Below are 22,929 nucleotides of genomic sequence, written 5' to 3'. Positions count from 1 at the left end.
ACACAACATGGTATATGGAGTAGCAGCACGAATTCTCTTGCCTGTAGCACTGGTTGGCCTAGTAGGAGCAGGGGTGTGGGGATACCAGGAGCACAATGAGAAAAACTCGATCCTAATCAAGGCAGAAAACCAGTATCAGCGGGCTTTTCATGACTTGACCTACCATATTGACAAGCTTCACGATGAATTGGAAAAATCCTTGGTCATTAATTCAAGAAACCAAATGACTCCGTCTTTGACCAATGTATGGAGACTTGCTTACGCAGCCCGATCAGATGTCGGTCAGCTTCCGCTTACGCTCATGCCCTTTAACCATACGGAAGAATTTCTCTCCAATGTAGCCGATTTCTCCTACAGGGTTGCGGTTCGTGATTTGGCAAAGAGTCCGCTGACAGACAGGGAGTATGCAACCTTAAAAAGTCTCCACAAGAATTCCAAGAAAATCCAGAAAGAGCTAAGGCATGTTCAGACAAATGTACTCGATAAACGTTTGCGTTGGATGGATGTAGCGACAGCAATGGCCTCGGATGAGAAGAAGAGCGACAATACGATTATTGACGGCTTCCGAACAATCGAGAAAAACGTACAGGAATTCCCTGAGGTAGACTGGGGCACCAGCATCCAAAGTCTCGACAAAAAGAAGAAGCAACGGATCAAAGGGATCGATGGCAAGCCGGTCTCGCTGGAAGAGGCGAAAAAAATTGCGCTTGATTTCACAGGCGTGCATCCGTCACAGGCAAAAGTAGAAGTGGAACAGAATGGAAAGGCAGAGGAGTACTCCGCTTACAGTGTCAGAATCACTTCAGGAAAATCCGGCACTCCGATCCACTTGGACGTCACCAAGCGTGGAGGTAAAGTCGCCTGGTTGATGAATGAACGGAATGTCGGAGAGCACCGGCTGAGTGTGGAACAAGCGGAAGCCAGCGCCAAAAAGTTTCTGGAAGCGCATGGCTATTCCAACATGGTAGTGGCAGAGAAGGACGGTTACCAAGGGATGGCAGTCCTCACCTTTGTGCCGGAAAAGGACAAGGTGCGCATCTATCCGGATGCCGTTACCGTGAAAACTGCACTGGACAACGGCACAGTGGTCAGCTTTAACTCGACAGAGTACCTGTTTAATCACAAGCCGAGAACCTTGCCAAAGCCAAAGCTGACAGCAGAAGAAGCGAAGAAAAAAGTAAACCCGGGTTTAAAAGTAACAGATCAGCGTTTGGCGTTGATCGAAGGAAAAAATGATGGAAACGAGGTCCTCTGCTGGGAAATGAACTGTGGCTATGATGGCAATGCCTATAAAGTGTACATTAATGCGCTCACGGGTGAAGAGGAAGAAATCGTGAAGATGACCACCGGAAAGGAAAGCCGGGCAACCGAATAAAAAGAGCCAAGAGTGAAGAGGGAAAGCTGAAGAATTGCGGCTTTCCCCATTTGCTGTTTTTTACCTCCTGACGTTATAATGAAGAGAAGAGGAGTAAAAGGGAGGAAAGACATACCATGATGCTGCCAAAAATCGGACAAACCATCCGCCTTGACCTCGCCGATGACTGGGAAGAGAACAGGGATCAGACATTAAAATCCAGGGTAGCTGATCTGAGGGATGACATCGCTGTCATAGAACTGCCGATCAGTGAAAAAACCGGACGGATGGCTCCCTTGCAGGCGGGTACCCAGTGCAATGTTTGGTACATTGGCGAAGATGGTTCCAGATATGAGTTTCGTACGTCAGTCATCGGGAGACAGAACGAAAACATCCCGGTGCTGTACATGAGTCTTCCGCAAAAAGAGGCGGTTAAACGCAATCAAAGACGTGACTATCTTCGCATTCACACATCCGTAGAGATTGCGGTCAGGCTGGAAGATTCGATCAGGCAGTATCATTTTTTGGCGCGAACCATAGATTTGAGCGGTGGCGGTCTATCCTTTACCTGTGAGGAATCCTATCGCCTGATGGAGAAGGATAAGCTGATGATCTGGCTCTCTCTGCCAAATAAAGCGGGTCAAATCATGCACGCTTACGGGGAAGGAGAAGTCGTTCGGGTGAAGCCGCCCGGAGAAAAAGGCAAGCATCAATGGGTTTCAGTGAAGTTCACACACATTGGAGAAACGGATCGGGCCAAGGTCGTCCGTGCTTGTTACGAGAGACAACTGGAGATGAGAAAAAAGGGAGTACTGGAGTAACAAAAGCAAAAGGGTGATTACCGGATGGAAGATGACTTTAACCGCCATTTTGCCCGATTTTCCAACCGCTTGGAAAAAGGATTGATCCTCCTGATTTGTCTCTGTGTTTTTTTGCTGATAGCAGGAGAGCTGCTGCTGACGATAGAACCGGCGCGCTCCGTGCTAGTGGAGACAGAGAGGCTGGAGGGGGTCTCGCATAAACCTTAAGGTTTGCGCATGCTTCCATACTATGGTACTATTAAACTTAACATAGAGAGTTGAGAAAGGCATGAAGGGGCTTCGACAGAAGCTTTTCTTGTTTGTATCTCTTTCCAGCACTCGTACATAGCAGGTGAGCACAGAATGAATATCGCAATAGACGGCCCAGCGGGAGCAGGGAAAAGTACAGTAGCCAAATTGGTAGCAGAGCAGTTGGAGTACCTATACATCGACACCGGCTCGATGTACCGCGCATTGGCATGGGCTGTGATTACAAAGCAAGTCGATGTGGAAGCGGAACAAGCCGTTTCCGATTTGCTGAAACAAAATCACATCACGCTGAAGCGAGATACTGATAACCAGCAACACATTTTTTGGAACGATGAGGATGTCACAGATCGAATTCGGACTCCCGAAGTAAGCAAATTCGCTTCTGTTGTGGCAAGCTATGCACCAGTCCGCGAGCAAATGCTCGTATTGCAGCGCGAGCTGGCAGTTGCCGGCAACGTCGTGATGGATGGGAGAGACATCGGTACACATGTACTGCCCGATGCAGAAGTGAAGATTTTTCTAACTGCCTCCATCCGTGAGCGAGCTGAACGAAGATTGCAGGAATTGCTGCAGAAGGGACATCAGACAGACCTCGCTGCCCTGGAAGCAGAGATTGCGGAGCGGGATAAGCGGGACATGGAGAGGGAGGTTGCTCCTCTCAGACAGGCAGATGATGCTGTTCTCATCGATACCACCGGGATGACCATTCCACAAGTGGTGGAGCGGATCCTAGAAATCTGCAAGCGATCGGGTGAATAGCCAGTGAGTTATTATCGTTCATTTCGCGCCTTCTTCCGTTTTATTTTTTCTGTCTTTTATCGTTGGCAAGTGATAGGTGCCGAACATATACCTAAGGAAGGCCCTGTTATTCTTTGTTGCAATCATATTTCTTTGTGGGACCCGCCGCTTCTTGGGAGCGGTATTGACAGACAAGTGCACTTCATGGCAAAAGAAGAGCTGTTTCGCATCCCGGTCATTTCCTTTCTGATTACCAAATTTGGAGCATTCCCCGTCAAAAGAGGAGCAGGTGACCGTGCCGCGATTCGCGCGACACTGAAACTGCTTGAAGAGGGGAAAATCTTTGGAATATTCCCGGAAGGCACACGCAGCAAGAGTGGAGAGCTTGGCTCTGGCCTGTCTGGTGTTTCGATGTTTGCCCTGAAATCAAATGCAGCAGTGATTCCCGTGGCCATCAAGGGGCCATACAAGTTGTTCCGCCCAATCAAGATCGTTTACGGACAGCAGGTTGACATTTCCCAGTATCGGGAAAGAAAAACGGACTCCGAGACGATGCGGGAGACAACGGACCTGATCATGAGCCACATCAAATCACTGTTGGAGCAACATTGATGATGAGAAGGCAGAATAGAATCAGCAAAGGGTAGAATACTAACTTTACTGGAACTTCTTGGCTCGTCAGCTAACTGTCTGCCACAAGGCGGCAGTTACAAATATACATGATCCCGCTTCTTTTTTAGAGGATGTTTAAAAAGGAGGACAAACCGGCTCCATCCATGCGCAGCCTGTTTCCCGAAATCATGCTCTCATTTGGTTTCCTCCCTTTTTAAATACCTTCCTGAGAAGCTCGGACTTGATGGTATTGAAGGAGGTTTTACTCATGATGGAAGAAAGCAACGTAAGCCTGACGGATGCAACAACTGTTTCCGTGGGGGATGTAGTTAAGGTTACGGTTACCAAGGTAGAAGATAAACAGGCTTTGGTAGACGTAGGTTACAAATACGACGGGCTGATTCCGATCAGTGAACTTTCTCCGTTGCATGTGGAAAAAGTGTCCGATGTTGTAGCCGTCGGGGACACTTTTGAAGTAAAAGTAATCAAGCTGAACGATGAAAAAGAGGAACTGGTCGTCTCCAAAAAGGCCGTAGCGATGGAATCCTCCTGGAATGACCTGGAGCAAAAAATGGCATCCGGTGAAGTGATTGAAGCGACTGTGAAGGAGATCGTCAAGGGCGGCCTCGTCGTTGACGTGGGTGTCCGTGGATTTATTCCGGCTTCGATGGTAGAGCGCCATTTTGTAGAAGATTTTAGCGACTACAAAGGCAAGACTCTCCGTTTGAAAGTGGTTGAAATGGATAAGGAAAAGAACAAAGTAATCCTTTCCCATAAAGCGGTTCTGGAAGACGAGGCGAAACAGCAAAAAGCCTCCATTCTGGATAAGCTGCAGCCGGGTCAAGTGCTGGAAGGCACCGTTCAACGGATGACCGATTTCGGTGTATTCGTAGACATCGGCGGGGTTGACGGTCTGGTACACGTTTCCGAGCTGGCCTGGAACCGCGTAGAGAAGCCTTCAGACGTGGTAAAAGAGGGCGACAAGGTTCAGGTAAAAGTTCTCAAGGTCGACAAGGACAACGAACGAATCAGCCTGAGCATCAAGGATACCCAACCAGGACCTTGGGCGGAAGCAGCTGAAAAATTCAAGTCGGGAGAAGTTGTCAGCGGAACAGTGAAACGCCTCGTATCCTTTGGCGCATTTGTAGAAGTAGCACCGGGCATCGAAGGTCTCGTGCATATTTCACAAATTGCGAACCGCCGCGTTTCCACGCCGGGTGAGGTTCTGAAAGAAGGACAGCAGGTCCAGGTGAAAGTACTGGATGTCGTACCGAGTGAACAGCGCATCAGCCTCAGCATCCGTGCCGTTGAAGAGGATCGCGTGGAGCAGGCAGAACGTGCAAGCAAGCGCGAACAGCAACAGTTCCAGCAAGAAAACAACCAGCCGCTGGGAGTCACGCTTGGAGAGCTGTTTGGTGATCTGAAAGACAAATTGAAGTAAGAAACCGGGGGATGCGCGAAAGCGTGTCCCTTTTTTGCTCGATCAAAGGGAGGGTGGATATGGATCGATCACAGCGAAAACTGGATCATATTCGGCATGCACTGGCTACAGGGATGGATCAGGAAAACATCTGGGACGATGTTTCATTTCCTCCAAACAGTTTACCGAATATATCTTATGGAAACACAAAATTAGAAGTATCACTTTCTCCGTTTACCATTTCTTCGCCGATTCTGATCAACGCAATGACCGGTGGGGCGGAAGCTACAACAGAGGTGAATCAAAAGCTGGCGATCCTCGCACGTGAAAAAGGAATGGCGATGGCTGTGGGTTCACAGATGGCAGCGATTCGAGATCCATCTGTCTTGCCCAGTTATCAGATCGTTCGGAAGGAAAATCCAGACGGTCTGATCTTTGCCAACCTGGGAGCCGAGGCCACAGTGGAACAGGCACAAATCGCTTTGGAAATGGTAGAAGCAAACGCCATTCAAATCCACCTGAACGTAATGCAAGAGCTATTGATGCCAGAAGGGGACCGTGATTTTCGCGGATATCTGGAGAATATCAAGCGGATCAAGCAACAACTCTCCGTCCCCGTTATCGTGAAAGAAGTAGGTTTTGGCATGTCTGCCGAGACGATCAAACAGCTTGTCGAAGCAGAGATTACGATTATTGATGTCGGTGGGAGGGGCGGTACCAACTTTGCCCAAGTGGAGAACCGGCGTCATTCGCTGGAGATGTCCATGTTTGAAGAGTGGGGATTTACCACGGCGGAGAGCTTGCTGGAGACACGGCCATGGCAGGGAAAAGGGGTATCATTCCTGGCCACAGGAGGGGTACGAAACGGTCTGGATGTGGTCAAAGCAATCGCACTGGGTGCTTCCGCTGTTGGAATGGCAGGTGCAATGCTCCGGTTGGTCCAAACAAAGACGATGGATGAATGCTTGCGACAGGTGGATCATTGGCATCATCAGATCAGAGTGGCGATGACGGCATTGGGAACAGCATCACTTGCAGAGCTGCGGGACGCGCCTGTGCTGATCACCGGCAGGACAGCAGAAAGGGCAACGCTTCGTGGCTGGCAACTCGATCATTATGCAAGACGCCAGTCACACGCGAAATGTTAGGCTTCTTTTCCCTGACTCATGAAAGCAGAGAGATTGAGGCATACTTTGGGAGGACAACCACATCTTGAGGGAGATGGACATGAACGAAGGGACGCTGACAGTCCTCATTCAGTGGTGTTTTCTTTGCTTAATCTGGATGGGTGTATATGATCGAGTTCTCGATCGATGGGGGATTCGACGTGCCGAAGCATTAGCAGTCGTGACGGTATTTCTGATTTGTGCGTTTGTTAGTTGGAAGATCGCTTTTTTGCCGTCGGTTCGCGTTCATATCAGTGGAATGATCTTGCCATTTCTCTGTGCCGGTTGGCTCTATGCCAAGCAGCGCCAGAGTCGGAAGAGATTTATGGTCATCTTGGGAGGATGTCTGGGTGTCGCCCTTTTCTGGTTTCGCTGGCTTTTGTTTACCGATCCGGTTCTCGCGATTTGGGATGAAAGCTGGATGCTGCCGGTAGTGGCTTTTCTCGCCGTTCTGACGATTAGCCGTTCCGGTCTTACGCAATTGTTTTTGCTGCTGTATTCACTGACCCTGGGAGAAGTGCTCTATGCGCTGTTTGAATGGAGATTTTCCGGTTCCTGTCTAATCGGCGGGGAGTATGCCCAAGATTTGCTGTGGAGCACCCTATCTTTATGGAGTCTGCTTGCGGGAGGTTGGCTGGTTCTGCGTCAACTCCTGCGAATTGGGCAGAGAGATCGTGACCCGGAGAATCAGGGATAAAGTCTGAAAAGGCAGGTTGACTCCGCTAATCATTGAGAGTCACGAGCAGTGTATGGTATGATTGTCTAGTTAAAACGTAAAACGAGAGAGAGTGTGTCAACTATGGGATTGCCAGTGGTAGCCATTGTGGGGAGACCCAACGTGGGCAAATCCACGATTTTTAATCGACTCGTCGGAGAACGGATTGCCATCGTAGAGGACAAGCCGGGTGTTACGCGTGACCGCTTGTACGGTAAAGGCGAATGGCTTGATCAATACTTTCATGTCATTGATACAGGCGGCATTGAGTTCGGAGAGACCGACGAAATTCTTCAGCAAATGCGTCATCAGGCAGAATTGGCGATTGATGAAGCAGATGTGATTATCATGATCACCGACAGCAGAACAGGTGTGACAGACGCGGATCTGGAATTGGCGCGAATGCTCAACCGCACAGGAAAACCGATTGTGCTTGCTGTCAATAAAGTAGATAACCCGGAAATGCGAAACGAGATTTACGATTTTTATACGCTGGGACTGGGAGAGCCTTTCCCCATATCCGGAAGCCATGGCCTGGGATTGGGTGATATGCTGGATGAAGTTATCCACAACTTCCCGGATCGCGGGGAAGATCTGGAGAACGATGACGTGATTCGCGTTTCCATCATTGGCCGACCCAACGTGGGGAAATCTTCCCTGACCAACGCCATCTTGGGTGAGGAACGTGTGATTGTCAGCGATGTCGCAGGTACGACACGCGACGCCATTGATACACCGTTTGAGAGAGATGGACAAAACTACATACTCGTCGATACGGCCGGTATGCGAAAACGCGGAAAAGTCTACGAAGCCACGGAGAAATACAGTGTGATGCGAGCCATGCGCGCGATCGAAGACTCAGACGTCGTACTGGTTGTCCTTAACGGTGAGGAAGGAATTATCGAACAGGACAAAAAAATCGCCGGCTATGCACATGAAGCCGGACGAGCTGTTATCATCGTCGTCAACAAATGGGATGCCCTGGAAAAAGACGATAAGACCATGATTCGTTTTACAGAATTGATTCGCGAGGAATTTAAATACCTCGACTATGCACCGATTCTGTACGTATCCGCCAAGACGAAGCAGCGTGTTCATACCATCCTGCCTAAAGTCAATCAAGTAGCAGAATCGCACGCCATGAGGGTTCCGACTGCCGTGCTGAACGATCTGATCACGGATGCGACGGTGATGACACCACCGCCTTCTGACCGCGGCAAGCGACTCAAGATCAATTATGCGACACAAGCTGCAGTGAAACCGCCAACGTTTATCCTATTTGTCAACGATCCGGAATTGATGCATTTCTCCTATGAGCGATACATAGAAAACAAGATACGGGAAGCGTTTGTCTTTGAAGGGACGCCCGTACGGATTTGGACGCGCAAAAAAACATAGGGAGAGGGAATTTCCATGGTGTTTTTGTCCTTGGTGATCAGCTATCTGATTGGATCGATCAGCTTCAGTTACCTCATTGCCAAAAAAATTGCAGGCATAGATATCCGATCGCATGGGAGCGGTAACGCAGGCGCGACCAATACGTTGCGCGTGCTGGGGAAAGGACCGGCAATCCTCGTGTTGCTTTTGGATGCGTTAAAGGGATTGGCGGCCATGGGCCTGGCTCACTGGCTGACGGACGGACATGCACTCGCGTATGCCTTATCCGGCTTATTTGCCATTATTGGACATAACTGGCCTATCTTTTTTGGCTTTCGCGGAGGAAAGGGAATTGCAACGACTGTCGGCGTGGCACTCGGCTTTTCTCCGCTTGCCTTTCTTATTTCCGTAGTCATCACCGTTTTGATTATTGCGGTAACTCGTTATGTATCACTCGGATCTCTGGTGCTGGTCACCGTCCTGCCGATTTTTCTCTTCGTGCTGGGAAAGGATCCGGCATTTATCTGGGTCAGTGTTGTACTGGCTCTGTTTGCCTACGTACGTCATTACAGCAATATCCGAAATCTTCTATCTGGTAGGGAAAGAAAACTGGGTGAGGGTTCCCGTCCTTTGAAATAAGTATCCAAAATAATCAATTGTTTTCTGCTCTTCCAGATGAATGATAGGGAAGTGCATGAATGTGGAGGGGGAAGCTTTGAGTCTAGATGTTGCAGTCGTAGGGGCCGGAAGCTGGGGGACAGCACTGGCATCCGTTTTTGCCGACAATGGCTATCGCGTGAGCTTATGGATGCGGGATTCCAAACTGGCTGAGCATGTCAATAAACATCATGTAAACAAAAAGTACTTGCCCGATGTTCGTCTGTCCGAACAGATCATCGCCTCTGCCGATGTAAGAGAGGTTGTCCAGGGCAAGCCTGTAGTATTACTGGCCGTGCCCTCTCATGCCATGCGCACCGTCACGCGAGAATTGGCACCTTATTTAGATCCCGACGTATTGTTGATCCATGCGACCAAAGGGTTCGAAATGGAAACACTGAAACGAATGTCGGAGGTCATCGGAGAAGAAATTCCGGAGTCCATCGCCAGCAGCTTGGTCGTTTTGAGTGGGCCAAGCCATGCCGAGGAAGTGATTTTGCGTTCTCCCACCACCGTGGTAGTCGCTTCCGCTTCCGAGCAAAATATGCTGCGTGCCCAAGACCTTTTAATGAACAACTATTTCCGCGTCTATACAAACCCAGACTTGATCGGTGCCGAGCTGGCCGGTGCTTTGAAAAACATCATCGCTCTCGGAGCAGGTATGTCAGATGGCTTGGGCTATGGAGACAACGCCAAAGCAGCACTCTTGACCAGAGGGTTGGCAGAAATCACAAGACTTGGGGTCAAGCTGGGGGCAATGCCGCTCACATTTGCAGGTTTGGCAGGAATTGGAGATTTGGTGGTGACCTGCACCAGCAAGCACAGCCGCAACTGGCGTGCCGGATATCTGCTGGGCCAAGGCAAACCGCTTGACCAGGTATTGGAACAGATGGGGATGGTCGTCGAGGGTGTGCGTACGACCAATGCATCGTATGCGCTGTCTCGGCGAGAAGAAGTCAGCATGCCGATCACGGACGTATTGTACCGGATATTATTTGAGGGGACGTCTCCGCGCCAAGGTGTGGAAGAACTGATGGGCCGCGGGCGGACGTACGAAAACGAGTTTCTCGGACCCTATTTGCGATAAATGAAGATCGCTCACCTTTTTGGGCATTTGCACATACCTTGTTGTTGTACATCAAATGTCGCAAGGAGGGCCTTGAGCAATGGAGAACAATATGTCTCGCCGTTTTTTTGAGAAACTGCAAAATCAGGCTGCAAATCAAGTGGACCAGGGGAAATTGCGTTCGCTGGCTGGACAATTGCAACGTAGTGATTTTGAAGACGAGGATAAATTGAGACAAGTGATTCGTTCGCTGGCTGCGATGACCGGTAAGACGTTGGACGCGGAAAAAGAAGACCAGGTTGTAGAAATGTTTCGCAATCAGGAGATTCGTTTAAACGATGTAGCGTCATTGACCAAACTGTTGCGTTAATAGAGAAATGGGCGGTTATGTCCGTTCCATGCTTGACAAATCGTCATACAGTATCACTAGGAACAATCATGGCTCTACAGGGACATGGCTGGTCTGCAGATTCAAGAAAAAAAGAGGGAGATTATCCCTCTTTTTTTCGTTTGGTCACAGCGTTTGTTGTCGAGGTCAGCAGACTTTGTACCAGAGGTGACTGCAAAAGACCGAGAATCTGTCCAATATCAATATTGCCTAAAGGATTTGACGCTCCGCTGTTCTCCATGTCCTCTCCGACCTCTTCTGCAGCCAAGCGGTTTTCAGAGAGCTGCTTTTTCGCGGTCTGCTTGTCTCCCTGGTTCTCGGGAGCATTTTTTCGTTTTCCAAAGGTATCAAACATCTCCATTGCACCGTACAGGGTATCCATCGTTTCCTCTACCTGTCGAATGGTGCTGCTGATTCCTTTGATATTACTGCGCATTTTTGACACGGAAGTGCGCAAATCAACCGCTTGAACCACTTTTTTGGGTGTCACGGCCAGGGAAACATCCGTACTTTGATCACTCAGCTTTTTGCTGGGAATGGGCGCGTAGGGATTGCGCCATTTTTTCGTGGCCATCCGTATCCCTCCATTGGGCTAATTCGTCAACATAGTCTATGCGAACGTCTAGGTCGAGGTTCTAGCCGAACAAGCGGAGAACAACAGAAGTATGGTATAATAAAGCAAAACATAAAGAGAAAAGGATGCTGTCCAGATCATGCCTATCGATCCGATGACCAAGATGAACATATCCTTGGTGGCGATTGCGCTCATGTTCATCTGCAATTTTCTGATGATTTTTGCACGAAAAACGGCAAATGGCGTGCTTCGTTTTGCCTTGAAGACCATAGCCTTCTTGATGCTTCTGGTTACCTTTGTCATGATCATTATCGTAATTTTTGCGTAGGGAGAGACAAAACATGAACCAATTGACATTGCTGACACGAAATGGGAGCCACCAAATGCCCTTGGAAACAGACCAAACGATTGTTTCGATTGCGAAAAAGCACAAATTGGCCTGGGGATACGCGTGTGAGCGTGGAATATGCGCGCAATGCCGGACGCACGTCCAAGAAGGCGCAGAGTTTTTGAACGAAATAACAGAGGCGGAAAAGCTCCGCCTGAGAAAAGCGGAGCGAGCCGAAGGGTATCGGCTCGGCTGTCAGATCAAAGTGATTTGCGAGGGCAATGTTACTTTGGCTCACCGCCCATATTGACGGGAGTGAACAGACGTGGGAAAAATAACGTTTCTTCCCGCTGGAAAGTCGATTAAAGTACGGCCTGGCCAGAGCATCATCAGTGCGGCACGTTCTGCCCGGATCGTCATTCCGCAGCGTTGCGGGGGGCACGCTTCCTGCCTGATGTGCCGGGTCGTAGTGGAGAGCGGCGAAATCAGTCAGCCGTCATCGCTGGAGAAAAGAAAAATGCCGGAAGCTGATCTGAAAGGCGGGGTACGACTCGCCTGCCAGGCTGAAGCGACCGGAAAAGATTGCACAATTCGGATTCCGGAAAGCAAATGGAAATCAGTCGTACAAGCTGCGCTGGAGCGGGAGCGAATACAAAATGAAGAAGAATGGTAGCAAGGAAGGTACTTGACATGTGGGTAGATTTTCAAAAAAAAGGCATATTTCCCGTAATGATTGCAATCGTGGCAGCACTTTTAGGGGGCTGCATGTATCCAGAAGAACGGAGACAGGAAAACCAGATCCCCAGTGAATTCTACCTCGAGGCCACGCAAAAGGCGGTGGAGCAATTTCAGCAGGATACCGGTGTACTCCCGATCGCTACAAAGGAACTGAACACGCCGATATTTGAGAAATACGAAATTGATTTTCGCAAACTAAAGCCCAAGTATTTGCCGGATGCACCTGCCAATGCTTTTGAAAAGGGCGGGATTTACAAATATGTATTGATAGATGTAGAGACGAAGCCGACCGTCAGAATGATTAACTTGGCGATGGTCAGCAAAGTGGGCGACATCCAGACAGCGGTCAATCATTATCAGCGGAATTATGAAAAACTGCCGACTAAATCAGAGATTGGAAATGGTTACTTTTCCATAGACTTCCAAAAGCTGAGCATGAAGGATGTTCAGGTCCAGGCAACAGCAGGGAACTACCTTTTGCCATTGATTATGAATGAAAAAGGGGAGGTGGGGATTGATTACGCAGCAGATATTGCCACCGTCTTGCGCAATTCAAAAGCAGAAGTCCCCAACCAGACGGATCCGCGCTACGTAATGGCGAGAGAATCGATGTTTGTTCCAGCCAAGTCGTTTCCCTATGAAATGGTGGACGGGGAGCCACGTTTGCTAAAAATCAGGTAAAAAGCAGCTCATCATGAGCTGCTTTTTTTGTTCTATGCTTCTGATTCTCACATATATTGATATTGTCCAAGATACTAGTACGAGTTCACGGGAAAATACTGGCGGTCAGGGATAATTCGGAAAAACGGTCATAGTGTAACAATAGACAAATAGAAGGAGGTCATCGATGGTGGAACGAGTCGATATTTTTAAAGACATTGCCGAACGGACGGGCGGGGATATCTACCTGGGGGTAGTCGGGCCGGTTCGCACGGGAAAATCGACCTTTATCAAGCGGTTTATGGAGCAGATCGTCATCCCGAATATTCAATCGGAGGCAGAGCGGATCCGGGCAACGGATGAGCTGCCGCAAAGCGCTTCCGGGCGAACAATCATGACGACTGAACCTAAATTCGTTCCCAACCAAGCCGTCCAGGTAAACGTTACGGAAGGACTCAGCATTAACGTTCGCCTCGTTGACTGCGTCGGCTACACGGTTCAAGGAGCAAAAGGCTTTGAAGACGATAACGGCCCGCGCATGGTTCATACACCGTGGTATGAAGAGCCGGTCCCGTTTGAAGAAGCAGCAGAAGTGGGAACACGAAAAGTCATCACGGAACACTCGACGATCGGCATTGTGGTCACGACAGACGGCAGTATTGCCGAAATCCCAAGAGCCAGTTACATCGAGGCGGAAGAGCGCGTAGTCAATGAATTGAAAGAAGTTGGCAAGCCTTTCGTGATCGTTGTCAACTCGACTCGTCCGCGTTCGGAGGAGACGGAGCATATGCGACTGGAACTCCAGGAAAAATACGATGTTCCTGTCTTGGCTTTGTCTGTCGATCACATGTCCGAGCAAGAAATTCTGATGCTGATGAAGGAAGTGCTGTTTGAGTTCCCTGTCCATGAAGTAAACGTGAACTTGCCAAGCTGGGTAATGGTACTGGAAAACGGACACTGGCTGCGCCAGAACTACGAAGATGCCGTGAAGGAAACCGTTCAGGATATTCGCCGACTGCGGGATGTCGACCGTGTCGTTAGCTTTTTCAACGAATATGATTTCGTAGAGCGGGCATCGCTGACCGGCATGCATATGGGGCAAGGCATCGCCGAGATTGATCTGTATGCACCGGATGAGCTGTACGACCGCATCCTCATGGAGATTGTCGGTGTTGAAATAAACGGCAAAGATCATCTCCTGACGATTATGCAGGATTTTGCTCATGCCAAGAAAGAGTATGATCAGGTAGCGGAAGCGCTTCATATGGTTCGCACCACGGGCTACGGCATAGCTGCGCCGTCTCTGCACGAGATGACCTTGGACGAACCTGAACTCATCCGACAAGGACCGCGTTTCGGTGTCAGGCTGAAAGCGACGGCACCCTCGATTCACATGATTCGAGTGGACGTCGAGTCTGAATTCGCGCCGATCATCGGAACGGAGAAGCAAAGTGAGGAGCTGGTTCGCTATCTGATGCAAGACTTTGACAAGGATCCACTTTCTATTTGGAATTCCGATATCTTTGGCCGATCCCTTCATTCGATTGTACGCGAAGGAATTCAGGCAAAAATCACGATGATGCCTGACAATGCACGCTATAAACTTCAGGAAACGCTTGGACGGATCATCAATGAAGGCTCGGGCGGACTCATCGCGATCATCCTGTAAATAGGTCAATGGAATCAAAAAATAGGAGAAATTCGTAGGCTCCCAGTATGACGGGAAGCCTTTTTTCTTTGTTTTCGTTTAAATTCGACAGGTGGGGGCTTGAATTTCAAAGAATGGTGTATTACTATAAGCTTGTCAGAGCGGTAAAAACACCCAAAAGCGTATAAAACGCTGGGTTTCGGTAAAGAAATGTAATACCTATGACTCGACCTTCATTGAGGGGAGGTGAACATAATGAACAAAACAGAACTGATTGCAAAAGTGGCTGAGACCACTGAGCTGACGAAGAAAGATGCAACGAAAGCTGTTGATGCAGTTCTCGATGCCATCGCTGACGCACTGAAACAAGGTGATAAAGTCCAATTGATCGGCTTCGGTAACTTCGAAGTTCGCGAGCGTGCTGCACGTAAAGGTCGCAACCCGCAAACAGGCGAAGAAATCGAAATCGCGTCCAGCAAAGTTCCTGCCTTCAAACCAGGAAAACAACTCAAGGACTCCATCAAGTAATTGTTTGTAAAGTATCACTTACATAAAAATCCACATTGATATGATGTGGATTTTTTCACGTTTTCTGGCCGTACATCCGAAGTGTTTTCGAGCCATCATTGATTTTGTCTTTTCATGGTTTGTATGGTAAGATTGGCTTGTTTCGCTGTAGGAAGAGGAGGTACGAATATGAGTGTCGATTTGGAAAAAATTCAGACGGCTGTTCGAATGATTCTCGAAGCGATTGGAGAGAACCCGGATCGCGAAGGTCTTCTAGATACACCCAAAAGAGTAGCAAAGATGTACGCCGAGGTATTTGAAGGATTGCGTATAGACGAAGAGAAGTACTTTGATACGATTTTTAGTGAAAACCATGAGGAAGTCGTTATCGTAAAAGATATTCCCTTCTACTCTATGTGTGAGCACCATCTTGTTCCGTTTTTCGGAAAGGCGCATGTAGCTTACATTCCGCGTGGCGGACGCGTCGTAGGGTTGAGCAAGCTGGCTCGCGCCGTAGAGACAGTAGCGAAAAGACCACAGCTGCAAGAGCGGATCACGTCTACTGTTGCGGATGCCATTGTTCGCAAGCTGGACCCGCATGGGGTCGTGGTAGTCGTGGAGGCCGAGCATATGTGCATGACAATGCGCGGAGTGAAAAAGCCCGGTTCCAAAACGGTGACATCAGCGGTTCGTGGTATTTTTGCCAATGATCCGGCGGCACGCGCTGAGGTATTCAGCCTGATTAAATAGTAAATTTTTCTTGACAGCAGGACTAAAATTTTGTATAGTTGTGATGTACAGTCGGGATGTGGCGCAGCCCGGTAGCGCGCACCCTTGGGGTGGGTGAGGTCCAGGGTTCAAATCCCTGCATTCCGACCATCATCACGAATCAGTGTTGGGCAAACCGCTATGCTGACAAACCGTTCATGAAGGCGGTTTTTCTTGATGAAATGCCTTTATTTATGGTAAAATGATGGTAAAATTTTAAACGATTATATCGTTTTTGTTCTTGCATGCTTGTAACGGGATGTGGCGCAGCCCGGTAGCGCGCACCCTTGGGGTGGGTGAGGTCCAGGGTTCAAATCCCTGCATTCCGACCATAGAATCGATTTTTTTATAAAAGTAGCCTCCAGCTCTTGACGGGCAGGGGGCTTCTTTTCTGTAAAAAACGTCCCCTCTCTTTGGGGGATTGAAACATCTTGACGTTTTTCACGGTCATAACCGTTTGTCTGAAAACTGCCTATTGGCTTCCAGGTTTATCTTCTCTATAATAGAGTGAAGCAAGACAAGCAGAAAGGTTGTTCAATGATGAAGATGACGATGTCTTTACCACCCAATCTGTCTGCAGCGATTCGGACTGAGACAGGCGGCGGAATACAACCTGCGTCCATTCCTGGTTCTGATCTTTCTTTTGCAGATGTGCTGCAGATGGAAGTAACAGGTGGACAAAGGGTTATTCGCGCCGAACAGATTATCGCAGAGCTTGATGGTTCTCCAGAATGGAATTTTGATCGAGCATTTGATACATACGGCATTCGAAGTGATGACAGCACGGAAGTAAGCAAGCAGGACATCTTGGAAAAAATCAGTCGCGCTGCGCGCTCTCATGGTGTGGACGAAGCTCTGGTTAGGGAAGTGGTTCGTGCAGAGTCCAATTTTGATCCTCGGGCTGTTTCCAGGGCGGGAGCCAAAGGATTGATGCAACTGATGGATGCGACGGCCCAATCGCTGCATGTCCGAAATGTTTACAATCCGGAGGATAATTTGAACGGAGGTACCAAATACCTTCGGGGATTGATTGATCGTTATGATGGCAATGTAAAGGTAGCTCTTGCTGCTTACAATGCTGGACCTGGTCGCATTAACCGCCTTGGCATTGATACGGATGAAGAGCTGGAAAACAAGTTCAGTCAGCTTCCGGTTGAAACACAAAAATACGTGGACAAGATCATGAAACGGTTGGATCAGAATCGGACATCCTAGGAACTGGAAGGAAGAGCATCACTAGTAAGGAGGATACAGGGTGGCAGATAAACCGAATACACAACAAGACTATTTTATCGTGCGAGCAAAAGAAAATGGTGTCCATGTGATTGGATTGACAAGAGGTTCGGATACTCGCTTCCACCATACAGAAAAACTGGACAAGGGTGAGGTCATGCTTGCCCAGTTCACTGAGCATACCTCCGCGATCAAGGTAAGAGGAAAAGCAGTCATCTATACGCATCACGGGATTATTGATACGACAGATGAAAAGCAGGCATAGCCTGCTTTTTTTATTTGTACAATGATGGTGAGGAGGGATGTCTATGCCGCGCAGACTCTTTGTTGCCATCGCTATGTCCGCCTTTTTGGCTGCCATGTTGTCCTTTATTCCGGCACTGTCCATACGACAAATGGATGTGCCTGCATTTCAAGCGTCACGACCCGTCGATCTGAGTGAACAAAATGTCGTGGATTTGTTTACATTCTTGTCCACACATTATAAGATTAAGCGTGTAAAATGGGAAAATCCGTCGGTTTTTGTCGATCTGACAGTGAGTCCCCAGGACAGCATCGAAATCAATCGGGTATACAAGGATTTTTACGGTCTGACGTACGACGTATTTCGCTTGACGGGGAATGTTCAACACATCTTTTTCCGACTTTTGGAGAAGGAAGAGGAGAAAGCCAAAACGAGCAAGCTGCTGGTTGCCATCGAGGCAGAACGACCCAAGCGGGCTGTCTCGATGGCAGCCCCCGATGATATCCAAAACTTTGAAGAGCATGTCCGCTCCAGGTTCTCCGTACTGATTGACCCTTATTTTTATGAGAGGGTTAGTCCTTGACGGAAGAAGTATGGTATGATGGTAGGGATGGTATTTTGCCCGACAATCGGTATCAGGGTAAAACCGAACGGAAAGGGAATGACCAGGTTGTGGAGGAGGACGCATGAGCAAAGAACAGAAAACATTCATAGATGAGATCCGTGCGATTATCGACCAGATCTACGAACGAATCTCCATATCCTACGTTGAACAATACGTAGACATCCCGGCCATGGCTGAAAACCGCCTAGCGCTGTTGTATCTTTTTCTGCTCGACCGGGGAATGGACAAAGAGCGGGCACGCACGATCTCGATCTCAACCGGCCTCATGCAACTTGGATTGGACATGCATGAAACCGTCAAAAATACGTACGGCGAAACGTTGGTCGACGAGCGAAACCGGCAGTTAACCGTGCTGGCCGGTGATTACTACAGCAGCCATTACTATCAGCTTTTGGCCAGTGCTGGAGAAATCGAAGCGATCCGCGTGCTGGCAGACGCGATTCAACGAGTGAACGAAGCCAAAATGAAGCTCTATCTGGCAGACAAAGAGGGAAGACTTTCTTCCGAAGAGTACTTAAAACTGCGAACGGACATTGATACGGGTCTTTATGTAGCGGTGGTTGAAAAGTATGCAGGGGCGGAGGAGACGCTCAAATTCTGGACGTCGCTGCTGGAAGATACGGCTGCGGTAGAGAATATGATCAGCGAGTGGGAACAGCTAAAGTGGCAAGAACAGGCTCCCTTTGGTTTTTCCCGTTTTCTGCTGCAAAAACCGGGGGCAACGATTGGACAGGTGCTTTCTGTAATCGATTCCAAAGCAACCGAAATGCTGGACATGTGCGAGCAGTTATTGCGAACCCTACATCAGACTGAGGCTCAGGATGTTCTGGCCTGGATTACTTCTCGTTACTCGCATCGTGTCAATCGTCTGAGACGGGTAGTTGAGGAGATGTGAAGCCATTGAACGAGACACAGATGAAAGAAAAAGCAGAGTACGTTCACAATGTATTCCAAAGCATCGCCGACGAATACGACAAGATGAACAATGTAATCAGCTTCGGTAGTCATGTCGCTTGGCGTAATTATACGATGAAGCAGATGAATATCAAGCCGGGACAATCGGCCATCGACGTGGCCTGCGGCACCTGTGACTGGACCATTACCCTGGCAGAAGCAGTTGGCAAGGACGGGCGCGTCGTCGGGCTGGATTTTAGTCAGAACATGCTAGATGTGGGTGCCTACAAGGTGGCGAATAAAGGCGTCGGCGGAGTGGTAAATCTGGTAAATGGCGACGCGATGAAACTGCCTTATGAGGACAATTCTTTTGACTACGCCACGATCGGTTTTGCGCTGCGCAATGTCCCGGACATTCAAACCGTATTGAATGAAATGGCTCGTGTGGTCAAGCCCGGCGGCAAGGTCGTTTCACTTGAGGTGTCTAAGCCTCCCTTTTATCCATATCGTCAGCTATTTTATCTCTATTTCTACAAAATCTTGCCGTTGGTTGCCAAATGGACAGTGAATAAGTATGAGGAGTATGCCTGGCTTCCGCAGTCACTCACGAATTTTCCTGACAGCCGGGAGCTTGCTGGCATGTTCCAGAAGGCTGGTCTGGAACCGGTTCAGGTCAAGCTGTTCATGGGTGGAGTGGCGGCATTGCATATAGGGACAAAGCCTTGACCCATCATCCGGTATCTCTTCAGTGAATAGGAAGTGTATGACGTGAGTCTTCGTAAATTGAAAATTATTTTGGAAATGATTAAATTCGAGCATTCCATTTTTGCGCTCCCGTTTGCTTTTATGGGAGCTGTTTTGGGTAAAATTGTAGTAGAGAATACGTGGCCGACCTGGATGGAAATTTTTTGGGTAACGGTTGCGATGGTCGGAGCCCGCAGTGCAGCGATGTCGCTGAACCGTTTGATTGACCGCTTTATTGATGCGAAAAATCCGCGTACAGCTACCAGGGCCATACCTGCCGGCCTTATTTCCATTTTTGAAGTGATTTTCTTTATTGTGGTTTCCTTTGCGGTTCTATTTTTTGCGGCATTCCAGTTGAATTCGTTGGCAGTCAAATTGTTGCCGCTCGCAGTCTTCGTTTTGATTCTCTATTCTTATACCAAACGCTTTACTTGGCTTTGCCACTTTGTGCTTGGCGTTGCGATTGGCTTTGGTCCGCTAGGCGGATGGGTAGCGACGACAGGCCAGGTAGACGGGACCGGTCTTTTACTGTTTATCAGTGTACTCTTCTGGACAGCCGGATTTGATATCATGTACGCTTGTCAAGATGCGGAATTCGATACCAAAGAAGGCCTGTATTCCATGCCGAGCCGATTCGGGATTCAAAAAGCGCTGCTCATTGCAAGAGCTTGCCATGTCGTCACCTTCTTTGGTCTATTATCGCTCTACATGATTGCCAATCTGTCCATCTGGTTTTTGATTGGTGTGCTGATTTCTGGCGCGATTCTGTTGTACGAGCATACGCTGGTCAAGCCGACTGACCTCTCGAAGCTCGATGTCGCGTTTTTTAATATGAACGGAATTTTAAGCCTTGTCATGTTTACGTTCACCATGATTGATCTGGTGATATCATGAACAAACAGGCGTGGGCAGTCGGCATAACGGGGGCGAGTGGCGCCATTTACGGTGTGAGGCTGGTCCAGGAGCTGTTGAAACAGGGGCATACCGTTCATCTGATGATCACGGAAGCCGGATGGCAGGTGTTCCACGATGAACTTGACTGGGCGACGGACGATCGCCCGGGCCTACTGAAGGAAAAGCTCCAGCAGGATTTTTCTGGCGAGCTTCACTACTGGGGATTGCGAGATTTTAACTGCCCGGCAGCAAGCGGTTCCTATCGCTGCCAGGGTATGATCGTCGTCCCGTGTTCGATGGGGACCCTCTCTGGGATCGCGCATGGCGCCTCTGGCAATTTACTGGAGCGGGTGGCAGACGTGATGCTAAAAGAAGGGCGAAAACTGGTGCTAGTGCCCAGAGAAACGCCTCTAAACGCAATTCAGCTGGAAAATATGCTTCGACTTAGTCAACTTGGGGTTAAAATCTTGCCGGCGATGCCAGGCTTTTATCAGAAGCCGGAAACGATGGATGACCTCATCAATTTTGTCGTAGGCAAGACGTTGGACGCACTTGACGTTCCACACGCTTTGTTTCGGCGCTGGGGGGAATGAGAACATGCAAAAATCCCTACGCATTGGGCAAATCCTCTACACCAATACACTCCCGGTTTATTTCCATTTTGACCAGGCTCACTTTGAGGATCGAATCGCGTTTATTCGGCAAGTACCTGCTCAATTGAATGAGGCCATGGCTCGCGGAGAGATCGACGTTGGGCCGATTTCATCGTTTAGCTATGCTGAGCATGCCGCGGAATACCTAGTCCTGCCTGATTTGTCAGTCAGTGCAAAAGGACGAGTAGGGTCCATTTTCCTCTTTAGCAAAAAGCCAATTGAAGAATTGGATGGAGCGCGTATCGCACTGACCAATACATCAGCCACCTCGATCAATTTGCTAAAAGTGATCTTACAGAAGTTTTACGGTCATCATGTCTCTTACGTTACACAGGCACCGGTGTTGGCAGAGATGATGAAGGACGCAGATGGGGCGCTCTTGATCGGTGATGATGCCATCATGGCGATTCGTCAGCGGGTACCCTACATGATTTACGATCTGGGAGAGCTGTGGAATCGATTTACCGGCTATTCGATGACGTTTGCACTGTGGGCCGTTCGCAAGGCTGTATTGGCAGAGCATACAGATCTGCTGAGCGAGGTTCACGACGCTTTTATGGAAAGCAAGAAGCAGTTTCATCAGAATCCCGAACCGTTGATTGAGTATGTCCATAACCATTACGGCGGTGAAAAGGCGGATTGGCGCCAATATTTCCAAGGCCTGCAGCACGTATTCGGCGATGAACAACGAGCTGGACTGGAGTATTATTTCCGCTGTGCAGCGGAACAGGGCCTGCTCCCCGAACCAGTAAAGGTGAATGTGTGGGAGAGGGCAGGGCAGCAAAAACTACGTTGAATGAAAATAGGTGGAGCGGATGAACCTAGTCGATATATATTTTGAAATGAAAAAAGATGTAGAGTACATTGAGAATCAGTTGGAGCAGTCCATCGATACCGAGGTAAAAGACCTGTATCAATCCTCTACACATCTGTTGAAGGCGGGAGGGAAACGCATGCGTCCTGTCTTTGTGCTGCTCGGGGGAAAATGGGGAGATTATGATGTGAAGCGCCTGAAGTATGTGGCGGTACCTCTCGAATTGATTCACATGGCCACTCTTGTTCACGATGACGTGGTGGATAATGCCGACAAGCGCCGGGGCAAGGACACCGTGAAAACGAAATGGGACAACAAGGTAGCGATGTACACGGGCGATTATATCCTCGCCCGAGCGCTTTCGATTGTCACGGAGCTGAAGATACCGCGCCTGCATCAGGTATTGGCTGATGCCATCGTAGAGATGGTAAAGGGCGAGGTTGAACAGGTGCGTGCCTTGCATAGCTGGGACCAGAATTTCCGTATGTACCTGAGAAGAATCAAAAGGAAAACGGCTCTTCTGATTGCGATCAGCTGTCAAATGGGAGCGATTGCCAGTGGCGCTAAGGAAGAGTTTATTCGGAAAATGTACTGGTATGGATATAACGTCGGCATGGCTTATCAGATCAGAGATGATATCCTTGACTTTACGGGCACGGAAAAGCAATTGGGAAAACCGGCCGGGAGCGACTTGCTTCAGGGGAACGTCACCTTGCCAACTTTGTATACAGCCCATTACGGGAAGGCTCGGGACCAATTTCAGAAATGGATACGGGAAGGCATGTTTTGGGACCATGTAGACGAGGCCATTCAGTTGGTGCGGAAAGATGAAGGGATCGCCTTTTCTCAACAGTTGGCCGAGAGATATATCGGCAGAGCCCGGGATATTATAGCGGATCTCCCGAACAATTCCACCAAAAAATCCCTGGTCGGTGTAGCTGATTTCATTATTGACCGCAAATTTTAATGTTTTTTCACGAGGAGCAGGTTGATTGCCCCTCTATTCTTTGATAGAATTTCTGATGGTGTAACAATACCAATA

At 48.9% G+C, this 22,929-nt stretch carries 29 protein-coding genes and 2 tRNA genes; 30 read left to right on the top strand and 1 reads right to left on the bottom strand.

Going from position 1 to position 22,929, the window contains the following annotated elements; translation table 11 throughout:
• Positions 1–7: 7 nt before the first annotated feature.
• From ypeB to NDK47_RS15230, 12 genes are all read left to right on the top strand, one after another.
• The gene (gene ypeB, locus NDK47_RS15285) at positions 8–1,375 is read left to right on the top strand and encodes a germination protein YpeB (RefSeq protein ID WP_251870620.1); all 1,368 of its coding nucleotides are present in this window, start codon (positions 8–10) and stop codon (positions 1,373–1,375) included.
• 116 nt (positions 1,376–1,491) lie between these two features.
• A complete protein-coding gene (locus NDK47_RS15280; RefSeq protein ID WP_251870619.1) occupies positions 1,492–2,175 on the top strand; it encodes a flagellar brake protein in 684 nt (227 codons plus the stop codon).
• 24 nt (positions 2,176–2,199) lie between these two features.
• Complete coding sequence (locus NDK47_RS15275; RefSeq protein WP_251870618.1) at positions 2,200–2,382, top strand: hypothetical protein; 183 nt, start codon at positions 2,200–2,202, stop codon at positions 2,380–2,382.
• 135 nt (positions 2,383–2,517) lie between these two features.
• Positions 2,518–3,183, top strand: coding sequence for a (d)CMP kinase (cmk, locus tag NDK47_RS15270; protein WP_251870617.1), 666 nt, complete (start codon positions 2,518–2,520; stop codon positions 3,181–3,183).
• 3 nt (positions 3,184–3,186) lie between these two features.
• Positions 3,187–3,774, top strand: coding sequence for a lysophospholipid acyltransferase family protein (locus NDK47_RS15265; RefSeq protein WP_251870616.1), 588 nt, complete (start codon positions 3,187–3,189; stop codon positions 3,772–3,774).
• A 268-nt stretch (positions 3,775–4,042) separates the two neighbouring features.
• The gene (gene rpsA / locus NDK47_RS15260; RefSeq protein WP_251870615.1) at positions 4,043–5,215 is read left to right on the top strand and encodes a 30S ribosomal protein S1; all 1,173 of its coding nucleotides are present in this window, start codon (positions 4,043–4,045) and stop codon (positions 5,213–5,215) included.
• Between the two features lie 59 nt (positions 5,216–5,274).
• Positions 5,275–6,342 (top strand): type 2 isopentenyl-diphosphate Delta-isomerase, encoded by a 1,068-nt coding sequence (gene fni, locus NDK47_RS15255; RefSeq protein WP_251870614.1) that lies wholly within the window; start codon positions 5,275–5,277, stop codon positions 6,340–6,342.
• 73 nt (positions 6,343–6,415) lie between these two features.
• Positions 6,416–7,057: a YphA family membrane protein gene (locus tag NDK47_RS15250; protein WP_456151385.1), complete on the top strand. Its 642-nt coding sequence runs from the start codon at positions 6,416–6,418 to the stop codon at positions 7,055–7,057.
• Positions 7,058–7,159: 102 nt separating this feature from the next.
• Positions 7,160–8,473 carry a ribosome biogenesis GTPase Der gene (gene der, locus NDK47_RS15245; protein WP_251870612.1) on the top strand — a complete coding sequence of 438 codons (1,314 nt, stop codon included), beginning with the start codon at positions 7,160–7,162 and terminating at the stop codon, positions 8,471–8,473.
• A 15-nt stretch (positions 8,474–8,488) separates the two neighbouring features.
• Positions 8,489–9,091 (top strand): glycerol-3-phosphate 1-O-acyltransferase PlsY, encoded by a 603-nt coding sequence (gene plsY / locus NDK47_RS15240; protein WP_251870611.1) that lies wholly within the window; start codon positions 8,489–8,491, stop codon positions 9,089–9,091.
• Between the two features lie 55 nt (positions 9,092–9,146).
• Positions 9,147–10,196, top strand: a complete 1,050-nt coding sequence (locus NDK47_RS15235; protein WP_251870610.1) for an NAD(P)H-dependent glycerol-3-phosphate dehydrogenase — start codon at positions 9,147–9,149, stop codon at positions 10,194–10,196.
• 79 nt (positions 10,197–10,275) lie between these two features.
• Entirely contained in the window at positions 10,276–10,545 is a 270-nt protein-coding gene (locus tag NDK47_RS15230; protein ID WP_251870609.1) for a stage VI sporulation protein F, read from the top strand.
• Between the two features lie 121 nt (positions 10,546–10,666).
• Here NDK47_RS15230 and NDK47_RS15225 read toward each other — a convergent pair whose 3' ends face one another.
• Positions 10,667–11,137, bottom strand: coding sequence for a hypothetical protein (locus tag NDK47_RS15225; RefSeq protein ID WP_251870608.1), 471 nt, complete (start codon positions 11,135–11,137; stop codon positions 10,667–10,669).
• Positions 11,138–11,276: 139 nt separating this feature from the next.
• Here NDK47_RS15225 and NDK47_RS15220 point away from each other — a divergent pair, with 139 nt between their 5' ends.
• The 18 genes from NDK47_RS15220 to NDK47_RS15135 all read left to right on the top strand — a co-directional run bounded on the left by NDK47_RS15220 (position 11,277) and on the right by NDK47_RS15135 (position 22,854).
• Positions 11,277–11,465, top strand: coding sequence for a DUF2768 family protein (locus tag NDK47_RS15220; RefSeq protein ID WP_251870607.1), 189 nt, complete (start codon positions 11,277–11,279; stop codon positions 11,463–11,465).
• A gap of 13 nt (positions 11,466–11,478) precedes the next feature.
• Positions 11,479–11,775, top strand: a complete 297-nt coding sequence (locus NDK47_RS15215) for a 2Fe-2S iron-sulfur cluster-binding protein (protein WP_251870606.1) — start codon at positions 11,479–11,481, stop codon at positions 11,773–11,775.
• 15 nt (positions 11,776–11,790) lie between these two features.
• Positions 11,791–12,138, top strand: a complete 348-nt coding sequence (locus NDK47_RS15210) for a 2Fe-2S iron-sulfur cluster-binding protein (RefSeq protein WP_251870605.1) — start codon at positions 11,791–11,793, stop codon at positions 12,136–12,138.
• 17 nt (positions 12,139–12,155) lie between these two features.
• A complete protein-coding gene (locus NDK47_RS15205) occupies positions 12,156–12,884 on the top strand; it encodes a YphF family lipoprotein (protein ID WP_251870604.1) in 729 nt (242 codons plus the stop codon).
• A gap of 169 nt (positions 12,885–13,053) precedes the next feature.
• A complete protein-coding gene (spoIVA, locus tag NDK47_RS15200) occupies positions 13,054–14,532 on the top strand; it encodes a stage IV sporulation protein A (protein WP_251876184.1) in 1,479 nt (492 codons plus the stop codon).
• Between the two features lie 234 nt (positions 14,533–14,766).
• A complete protein-coding gene (locus NDK47_RS15195; protein ID WP_251870603.1) occupies positions 14,767–15,039 on the top strand; it encodes an HU family DNA-binding protein in 273 nt (90 codons plus the stop codon).
• Between the two features lie 168 nt (positions 15,040–15,207).
• Positions 15,208–15,768 carry a GTP cyclohydrolase I FolE gene (gene folE, locus NDK47_RS15190; RefSeq protein WP_251870602.1) on the top strand — a complete coding sequence of 187 codons (561 nt, stop codon included), beginning with the start codon at positions 15,208–15,210 and terminating at the stop codon, positions 15,766–15,768.
• Positions 15,769–15,820: 52 nt separating this feature from the next.
• Positions 15,821–15,897 (top strand) — tRNA-Pro (locus tag NDK47_RS15185).
• A 144-nt stretch (positions 15,898–16,041) separates the two neighbouring features.
• Positions 16,042–16,118 (top strand) — tRNA-Pro (locus NDK47_RS15180).
• A gap of 208 nt (positions 16,119–16,326) precedes the next feature.
• The gene (locus NDK47_RS15175) at positions 16,327–17,001 is read left to right on the top strand and encodes a lytic transglycosylase domain-containing protein (protein ID WP_251870601.1); all 675 of its coding nucleotides are present in this window, start codon (positions 16,327–16,329) and stop codon (positions 16,999–17,001) included.
• Positions 17,002–17,041: 40 nt separating this feature from the next.
• Complete coding sequence (mtrB, locus tag NDK47_RS15170) at positions 17,042–17,284, top strand: trp RNA-binding attenuation protein MtrB (RefSeq protein WP_251870600.1); 243 nt, start codon at positions 17,042–17,044, stop codon at positions 17,282–17,284.
• A gap of 43 nt (positions 17,285–17,327) precedes the next feature.
• Positions 17,328–17,846: a hypothetical protein gene (locus tag NDK47_RS15165; RefSeq protein WP_251870599.1), complete on the top strand. Its 519-nt coding sequence runs from the start codon at positions 17,328–17,330 to the stop codon at positions 17,844–17,846.
• Positions 17,847–17,949: 103 nt separating this feature from the next.
• Positions 17,950–18,783, top strand: coding sequence for a heptaprenyl diphosphate synthase component 1 (locus NDK47_RS15160; protein ID WP_251870598.1), 834 nt, complete (start codon positions 17,950–17,952; stop codon positions 18,781–18,783).
• A gap of 5 nt (positions 18,784–18,788) precedes the next feature.
• The gene (locus NDK47_RS15155) at positions 18,789–19,508 is read left to right on the top strand and encodes a demethylmenaquinone methyltransferase (RefSeq protein ID WP_305883336.1); all 720 of its coding nucleotides are present in this window, start codon (positions 18,789–18,791) and stop codon (positions 19,506–19,508) included.
• A 42-nt stretch (positions 19,509–19,550) separates the two neighbouring features.
• The gene (locus tag NDK47_RS15150; RefSeq protein WP_251870597.1) at positions 19,551–20,420 is read left to right on the top strand and encodes a UbiA-like polyprenyltransferase; all 870 of its coding nucleotides are present in this window, start codon (positions 19,551–19,553) and stop codon (positions 20,418–20,420) included.
• Positions 20,417–21,013 (top strand): UbiX family flavin prenyltransferase, encoded by a 597-nt coding sequence (locus NDK47_RS15145; protein ID WP_251870596.1) that lies wholly within the window; start codon positions 20,417–20,419, stop codon positions 21,011–21,013. The genes NDK47_RS15150 and NDK47_RS15145 overlap by 4 nt, the downstream gene beginning before the upstream one ends.
• A 4-nt stretch (positions 21,014–21,017) precedes the next feature.
• Positions 21,018–21,869, top strand: a complete 852-nt coding sequence (locus NDK47_RS15140; protein WP_251870595.1) for a menaquinone biosynthesis protein — start codon at positions 21,018–21,020, stop codon at positions 21,867–21,869.
• 19 nt (positions 21,870–21,888) lie between these two features.
• On the top strand, positions 21,889–22,854 hold the full coding sequence (locus NDK47_RS15135; protein WP_251870594.1) for a polyprenyl synthetase family protein: 966 nt from the start codon (positions 21,889–21,891) through the stop codon (positions 22,852–22,854).
• Positions 22,855–22,929 lie beyond the last annotated feature (75 nt).

This window comes from Brevibacillus ruminantium (assembly GCF_023746555.1).
In the GTDB taxonomy this organism is placed as follows: domain Bacteria; phylum Bacillota; class Bacilli; order Brevibacillales; family Brevibacillaceae; genus Brevibacillus; species Brevibacillus ruminantium.
Note: the sequence above shows the minus strand (reverse complement) of the source record. Positions and strands in the feature narration are given on the sequence as shown.

Excerpts from the sequence above, each read along its gene's own strand:
- NDK47_RS15160 (WP_251870598.1), top strand. The coding sequence starts at position 17,950 with ATGAGCAAAGAACAGAAAACATTCATAGATGAGATCCGTGCGATTATC.
- NDK47_RS15145 (WP_251870596.1), top strand. The coding sequence starts at position 20,417 with ATGAACAAACAGGCGTGGGCAGTCGGCATAACGGGGGCGAGTGGCGCC.
- NDK47_RS15250 (WP_456151385.1), top strand. The coding sequence starts at position 6,416 with ATGGACATGAACGAAGGGACGCTGACAGTCCTCATTCAGTGGTGTTTT.
- NDK47_RS15140 (WP_251870595.1), top strand. The coding sequence starts at position 21,018 with ATGCAAAAATCCCTACGCATTGGGCAAATCCTCTACACCAATACACTC.
- fni (WP_251870614.1), top strand. The coding sequence starts at position 5,275 with ATGGATCGATCACAGCGAAAACTGGATCATATTCGGCATGCACTGGCT.
- NDK47_RS15235 (WP_251870610.1), top strand. The coding sequence starts at position 9,147 with ATGAATGTGGAGGGGGAAGCTTTGAGTCTAGATGTTGCAGTCGTAGGG.
- NDK47_RS15175 (WP_251870601.1), top strand. The coding sequence starts at position 16,327 with ATGAAGATGACGATGTCTTTACCACCCAATCTGTCTGCAGCGATTCGG.
- plsY (WP_251870611.1), top strand. The coding sequence starts at position 8,489 with ATGGTGTTTTTGTCCTTGGTGATCAGCTATCTGATTGGATCGATCAGC.
- NDK47_RS15215 (WP_251870606.1), top strand. The coding sequence starts at position 11,479 with ATGAACCAATTGACATTGCTGACACGAAATGGGAGCCACCAAATGCCC.
- NDK47_RS15225 (WP_251870608.1), bottom strand. The coding sequence starts at position 11,137 with ATGGCCACGAAAAAATGGCGCAATCCCTACGCGCCCATTCCCAGCAAA.
- NDK47_RS15280 (WP_251870619.1), top strand. The coding sequence starts at position 1,492 with ATGATGCTGCCAAAAATCGGACAAACCATCCGCCTTGACCTCGCCGAT.
- NDK47_RS15205 (WP_251870604.1), top strand. The coding sequence starts at position 12,156 with ATGTGGGTAGATTTTCAAAAAAAAGGCATATTTCCCGTAATGATTGCA.
- NDK47_RS15230 (WP_251870609.1), top strand. The coding sequence starts at position 10,276 with ATGGAGAACAATATGTCTCGCCGTTTTTTTGAGAAACTGCAAAATCAG.
- ypeB (WP_251870620.1), top strand. The coding sequence starts at position 8 with ATGGTATATGGAGTAGCAGCACGAATTCTCTTGCCTGTAGCACTGGTT.
- NDK47_RS15275 (WP_251870618.1), top strand. The coding sequence starts at position 2,200 with ATGGAAGATGACTTTAACCGCCATTTTGCCCGATTTTCCAACCGCTTG.
- der (WP_251870612.1), top strand. The coding sequence starts at position 7,160 with ATGGGATTGCCAGTGGTAGCCATTGTGGGGAGACCCAACGTGGGCAAA.
- NDK47_RS15165 (WP_251870599.1), top strand. The coding sequence starts at position 17,328 with ATGCCGCGCAGACTCTTTGTTGCCATCGCTATGTCCGCCTTTTTGGCT.
- NDK47_RS15135 (WP_251870594.1), top strand. The coding sequence starts at position 21,889 with ATGAACCTAGTCGATATATATTTTGAAATGAAAAAAGATGTAGAGTAC.
- NDK47_RS15220 (WP_251870607.1), top strand. The coding sequence starts at position 11,277 with ATGCCTATCGATCCGATGACCAAGATGAACATATCCTTGGTGGCGATT.
- rpsA (WP_251870615.1), top strand. The coding sequence starts at position 4,043 with ATGATGGAAGAAAGCAACGTAAGCCTGACGGATGCAACAACTGTTTCC.
- cmk (WP_251870617.1), top strand. The coding sequence starts at position 2,518 with ATGAATATCGCAATAGACGGCCCAGCGGGAGCAGGGAAAAGTACAGTA.
- NDK47_RS15195 (WP_251870603.1), top strand. The coding sequence starts at position 14,767 with ATGAACAAAACAGAACTGATTGCAAAAGTGGCTGAGACCACTGAGCTG.
- folE (WP_251870602.1), top strand. The coding sequence starts at position 15,208 with ATGAGTGTCGATTTGGAAAAAATTCAGACGGCTGTTCGAATGATTCTC.